Here is a 6,001-nt window from a genome sequence, read left to right on the forward strand (position 1 = left end):
TCGCAGGTAGTACCGCGTCCCTATCTCTTAAATCGCTCATGCTTCATAGCTGAACAAGACCAGAAGTATTCAGCAAGGCGTCAGTCGCCGGGAGCTTACTTTCCACCGTTGGATCCGCGAGGGACGATGGGAAGCGATGAACCATATTCTCGTGATCCTGTCGCGTGAGCAGGACGGGCGAGACGCCACGCCTTCGGTAGGTATTATTGACAGCCAGTCGGTTAAAACTACTGAAAACGGCGGTCCACGCGGTTATGACGCGGGTAAGAAGATCAGGGGCCGCAAGCGGCATATCACGACCGACACGCAGGGTCATGTCGTGGCAGCCGTCGTGCATCCCGCCGACATTCAGGATCGTGACGGTGCGCCGCTGGTAGCGATCAGAATACGCTCATTATTCCCCTGGCTTCGCCACCTGATCGGTGACGGCGGGTATGCTGGCGAGAAGTTGCGTAATGCGCTGGCTGAACTCGGCCGCTGCCGTCGCCTCACGAAGGATGTCGAGGCAACACTCTCGTCATCCTGCGCGTGGTTGATGATCGCCCATATCCGCAGAGTTCTGCGGAAAATCAATCAAACCGCTTTCTGATTCAGGCTCTCAGATATATGCAACCCATTATGATAAGGCCGCTCTCTTCTTGAGCTTTCTCAACTTCGCCATCGCAAAACTTTGGATCAGATCTTCGGTCAGTAGGACTTGGCATTTTTGTAAAGAAGGACAACTCCGTTTGTTGCCAAGTTCCGATAACTTTACAAAGATCTGTAGCCTTTTCCTTCAAATTTGGATTTTGTTTTTTCCTTCAGGGAAGGATGATAACGATCGATATCACGCAGTTCAGGAGAATCAATGATATTAGATATTAATTTCGTGTCATTCCTATATATTTCATATACCCAGTCTGCATTAATAATTACATCCAAGAACCTGTTTTTTGTCATTAAATAAAACAATGTCTCAGGAGAAAGGGGTACTTTCCGCTTCATCATATCCTTCACTTCATCGTACATTCCCTTAAATGTAGAAATCTCTTTTTGTGTCATTATCAAGAATTGATCATTAAAGGTGATCTTCCTGCCTCCGGGTATATATTCACCGGTGTAAGCATTCTTGTAAAAATATACGGGAGCATTCCCATCATATGTTTCGCCTCGCTCACTGATTCCTTGAGCTTTTGGTATATAAATTTTGCCATCTTCAGCTTGGGGTAGTACTCTATTGTAGAAAACTAAATCTGGCCGCATTAATACACAGGCATCATATGATAGAGAATTTTCATTTGAGAACTTCAGAAATTCTTCAATTGCTCCAGACATATTATAAAACATGGATAGGACTCGTGCAGGATTGAGCTGAAAAAGCCATTCATCTCTTCCACTGACAGAATCTGCTTCTTCTTCAAAAAAAGAAAATTTCAAATCATGGGTTTTGTAGTTTTTTATGCAATCGCTGTAAGTTTCAATGAAGTCACCAATTTCAGCTGGGAAAACTGAATCTTTCGCGGACTTCGGGTTCTCCATCAGGAAGCCGTCTTTATCGAATTTTCCATAATGGCTATTGCTGGGCCTATCTGTATAAGACGGACCGAAATAATATACATCACCATTATTTGGTTTTATAATGTGTTTCTTTATACTTTTTGACGGCAAAGAATAATTGCGAATCATTCCATAAAAAATGATGGCAACTTTAGTATTTTTCAGACCTTGCATCATTTTTTTGTCCTCATTTGTAAGATATGTTATAGACTTTTTTTGCTATTTTATTTTTAGAATCTTCAAAAAATGCAATTCTATCTTTTTCAAATTTTTTCTTCATTTTTGGAATTAGAATTAATTTATAAATCGGCAAAATAACCCGACCGGGGATAGTTAAACCCTTTATTTTGTCATTTCCAGAGAAATGATTTTCGTGGCATTCGCCTTCTTCATTAAATTCTTCTATTTCTCTTTCAATTTCATCTTTAGTTCCTGAATTTTCCTGTAATATTTTATTAGACTTTTCAATCTTATCCAGGAATATGCTCCTATAATTTGCAGGAGACGTTGTATGTAATTTTGCCCATTGATTATAATGAATGCAGATGTAATCTACCCAGTCAAACGTAAGGTAATCAGATCGATCTTGCGTAAGAACCTTGATATAATTGGCATCAGCTATAATGAATTCATTTTCAAGAACTTTTAATGAATCAATAGTACCTCTTGTATCATTGTGAAAGTCAAGTATGTAGTCATGATTATTATTCTTCAGGAAGGAAGTATATATATGTTGCTCAACACCTATTCTGGTATTGAAATTTACCTCCCTGAAGTTTGATCCCTTTTTGTGTGGGTTTACCTTATAAAACAGCGTGTCACTGTAGGACATCAAAGGGACATCCCATATATTACGGACATCACTCAGCAATCCAAAATTAAACCAGTCGCTATAGTGATATGGTAATCTCTCGACACAAAACGGATTTACGGTGAAGAGGTTACATATCATAACCCGTTGTTTTAGAATGGACCTAAACCGTCTGGGTCTATCTACATTTTCCAAATACAGGCTTAGAAAGTTCTTGTTCAGGAAAATAACATCACTTCTGATACGCAGAACGTATTTACGGCTTGCTGCATTTAAACCAGCTTTTGCTGCATTGATCATGAAGCTCGAGTTATTTGGTCCATCTGTAGGCTTGATGGGCGGCAAAGGTATGGTAGGTTCAGCCAGAACTACGTCATCACAAATATAATCTATCACATTAACAGCATTGGAAGCGATCACATTTGGTTCATGCCAATGTGATATTTTATATCTTTCCCTTCCTGTTCGTTCATGCTGGGGTATGCTTTCCATTACTTCATTGGTTGATATGGAAAGAATAATTTCTGCATCAGGGAACAAGTCCCTCCAATGCCGACTGTGATTTGCTATCTGTACAATATTTCCAACATGCAATGGCCCTTGCATGATAATTGATAAATTTTCTGATATAGATTTAAAATTGTCTTTCAAGCCCTCATCTCCTCTATATAAGCCATACCTTATTAGTCTGGCGACAATCAGTACGCCCGATCTTTGCCATAAATTCAGTTTGCGAAAACAAAATAATGCATTATTGTCCTTTTTTCCATAGCAACCTTCCCGGCTGACGCAAAAAGCAATCTGAGCAGTTTTTGCCGGATGCTCCTGTAAATATGCATGGCAGTCCATGGGGGATACTTGAGTATAAGGTGTTGTGCTGACAGAAATAAATAATTTGATCAATTAAAATAATAGTATTAAATGAAATTTTAGGATACTTTTTTACTTTAAAAAAGAAAAAAATTGATTCTATATTGTCATTATGTGTTTTAATATTTCATGGACTATCATGATAGGAAGCTATCTAATCTCCGGCATCTATTTTGTAAGCTGAAGAAACATATTCCGCGGATTGCAATAATTTATCTTTTCGAGGCTGACAGGGGGGATCCTCATGCTTCGCTTGCCAAGACGTGGATCTGCGTCAGGCACGCAGGGTGGCTTTCCTCTGGCAGGCTATCGCGCGTGTTTTCATGAATAGTCTGACTCAGAAGTGTCTGATGGTTCGATCAGAGGTGACCCCCGTTTTTCGGACAGGGTGATAAGCTATAATCCGACCTGAGAGAGGGTGGACTTATGGGCAAGGCTACGTAGAAACGGTATTCGGGTGAGTTCAAGTCGCGGGTCGCGCTGGAGGCGATCCGGGGTGAGTAGACGCTGGCGGAACTGGCGTCGAAGCACGGCGTGCATCAGACGATGATCGCCCAATGGAAGCGCCAGGCGATCGAGAACATGGCGAGCCTTTTTTCTGGCCAGGCAGCACCGGAAGCGACGGCCAGCCCGGTCAACGTGGAGAAGCTGCATGCGAAGATCGATTAATTTCTGGTGAAACGTGATTTTTTGCGCGATGCCTCTGTTCGGTCGGGCGTGATCAGAGGCGGCAAATGATCGACCCAAAACGGCTTTGGCTTTAGGTCGTGCGGCAATGCACGTCGCTGCAACTCAACCGATCGGGCCTCTACTACCGGCCTATGCCGGAGAGCGAGACGAATCTGGAACTGATGCGGCTGATCGACGCGCAGTTTCTGGGGACACCGTATTACGGATCCCGTCAGATGACCCGGCATCTTTGTCATCTCGGCCATAAGCGGGCTCGTCGGCTCATGGTGAGAATGGGCTTGCGGGCGATCTACCAGAAGCCGCGCACGACCGTGCCATATCCGTTTCTGCTGCGGGATCTGGTCATCGAGCGGCCCAATCAGGTGTGATGTTTCGACATCACTTAACATGCTGATGAACAAGGGCTTTCTCTATCTGGTGGCGGTCATGGATTGGTATACGTGCAAGGTGCTGTCCTAGCGTTCTGTCGAACACGATGGATGCAGAGTTCTGCGTCGATGTACTCAGAGATGCGCTGGTGTGCTATGGCACCCCGGAGAGTTTCAACATGGACCCAAGGTTCACAATTCACGACGCCCCGGTTCACCGAAGTCCAGGAACGATGAAAGTTTCGCATCAGCATGGATGGGCGCGGTCGCTGGCAGGACAACGTATTCATCGAACGTCTGTGACGGTCGTTGAAATACATTTGCACGCATTCGAGATCGGGTCGGCGCTACGGGCCGGGCTTGCCGGATGGATCCCCATTATAACGGCAGCGTCCGCACTCGGCACTGGCTGGACGCACGCCAGATGAGACGTATCATAATGTGCCGACGCCATCTGGTCCGGGGTTAACCCCGGACCAGATGGCCAACAGCAGCGCTGTCAGAATGGGGGCATAACGACAACCGGGTATAGCTTATCAAGCCCACAAAACTGTCCGAACGGACGGGTCAACCTCTCTCGTCAGGAAAGCTGTGGCTTTGTAATTTAAGGCCAGACCCGTCAGTCAGGATAAGGCCGAGAGGATGTCCCTGATCCCCGTCTTCGACCTTCTCAAAGAGGTGCTGGCACATACCGAGTTTCGACCATCGAATGAACAAGTGTGCGTAATGCACCAAGGACCAAACTCATCTGGTATGGCGCGCCATTTCGCACCGTTCTGATGACGCCAGAAAATCGCAGATATCGTCCGCCGAAGGGTAATCATCCGGCGAGAGACGCGGGCGTATTCAGGCGGCGATGGTATTGTGGACCTGCTGGTGGGCTTTCCAGTGCCAGGGCAGGAGTTCATGGAGGCGTGGATTGGGAATGTCATTGATCCGTGCCAGGACATCAGCGAGCCATGCCTGGGGATCGACATCGTTCAGGCGCGCGGTGACGATCAGGGAATACATGGCGGCGGCGCGCTCTCCGCCACGATCGGACCCGGCGAACAACCAGGCTTTCCTGCCCAGGGCGATGCCGCGCAGGGCGCGTTCTGCTGCATTGTTCGTCAGACAGATACGGCCATCTGTGAGGAATCGTGTGAATGTATCGGCACGCCGTAGAAAATAGTTCATGGCCTGGGCAACGGGATTTTTGGTCGACATGCGCCGGCATGTCAATCGGCACTCAAAAATAACCCCTGATCGGCATGCAATATTAACCCCCTGTTGAAGGCCCGGCCTGTCTCCTGAAGCCGTAGGCGTAAGGAGACAGGCCGGGGCAGGTATGGATCTGGAGAGAGGTTCAGTTACGGTTCCTGAACCGCCAGCTTTCGTTCCCTGTCTCGATGATGTCGCAGTGATGGGTCAGACGGTCGAGCAGTGCCGTGGTCATCTTGGCGTCGGCGAATACACTGGCCCATTCACCGAAGGACAGGTTCGTGGTGACAATGACCGAGGTCTGTTCATAAAGGCGGCTGATCATATGGAACAGCAACTGTCCGCCAGACTGGGCAAAGGGCAGGTATCCCAGTTCGTCGAGGATGACAAAGTCCAGTCGGCCGAGTTGTTCGGCCAGCCGACCCGCCCTTGCCGCCCGACTGTCATCCTCAAGCCGGTTGATCAGGTCCACCACGTTGAAGAACCGGCCACGCCGACCTGTGCGGATGCAGCTCCGGCCAATGGC

General features: G+C 46.9%; 4 protein-coding genes and 3 pseudogenes. 2 read left to right on the forward strand and 5 right to left on the reverse strand.

Annotation, left to right across the window (positions count from 1 at the left end; all coding sequences use genetic code 11):
- Positions 1 to 100: 100 nt before the first annotated feature.
- Positions 101 to 589: pseudogene (locus tag CFR80_RS16620) on the forward strand (transposase); the annotation flags it as partial.
- 161 nt (positions 590 to 750) lie between these two features.
- On the opposite strand, the gene CFR80_RS19035 reads toward CFR80_RS16620, so the two are convergent.
- Together CFR80_RS19035 and CFR80_RS16630 are read right to left on the reverse strand one after the other, a co-directional pair.
- Positions 751 to 1,713, reverse strand: coding sequence for a hypothetical protein (locus tag CFR80_RS19035; protein ID WP_029329798.1), 963 nt, complete (start codon positions 1,711 to 1,713; stop codon positions 751 to 753).
- A gap of 10 nt (positions 1,714 to 1,723) precedes the next feature.
- A complete protein-coding gene (locus CFR80_RS16630; RefSeq protein WP_110507742.1) occupies positions 1,724 to 3,196 on the reverse strand; it encodes a WavE lipopolysaccharide synthesis family protein in 1,473 nt (490 codons plus the stop codon).
- Between the two features lie 501 nt (positions 3,197 to 3,697).
- Between CFR80_RS16630 and CFR80_RS16635 the strand changes: the two are divergent.
- Positions 3,698 to 4,791, forward strand: a pseudogene (locus CFR80_RS16635) (IS3 family transposase).
- Between the two features lie 107 nt (positions 4,792 to 4,898).
- Here CFR80_RS16635 and CFR80_RS20215 read toward each other — a convergent pair.
- The 3 genes and pseudogenes from CFR80_RS20215 to CFR80_RS16650 all read right to left on the reverse strand — a co-directional run.
- The gene (locus CFR80_RS20215; protein WP_110507743.1) at positions 4,899 to 5,225 is read right to left on the reverse strand and encodes a transposase; all 327 of its coding nucleotides are present in this window, start codon (positions 5,223 to 5,225) and stop codon (positions 4,899 to 4,901) included.
- Positions 5,122 to 5,484, reverse strand: a pseudogene (locus CFR80_RS16645) (IS66 family transposase); the annotation flags it as partial. The gene CFR80_RS20215 and the pseudogene CFR80_RS16645, both read right to left, overlap by 104 nt.
- Positions 5,485 to 5,620: 136 nt before the next feature.
- On the reverse strand, positions 5,621 to 6,001 hold a 381-nt coding region (locus CFR80_RS16650; protein ID WP_181418264.1), incomplete at its 5' end, for an ATP-binding protein.

Origin of the sequence: Komagataeibacter oboediens, from assembly GCF_003207815.1 — a bacterium.
In the GTDB taxonomy this organism is placed as follows: domain Bacteria; phylum Pseudomonadota; class Alphaproteobacteria; order Acetobacterales; family Acetobacteraceae; genus Komagataeibacter; species Komagataeibacter oboediens.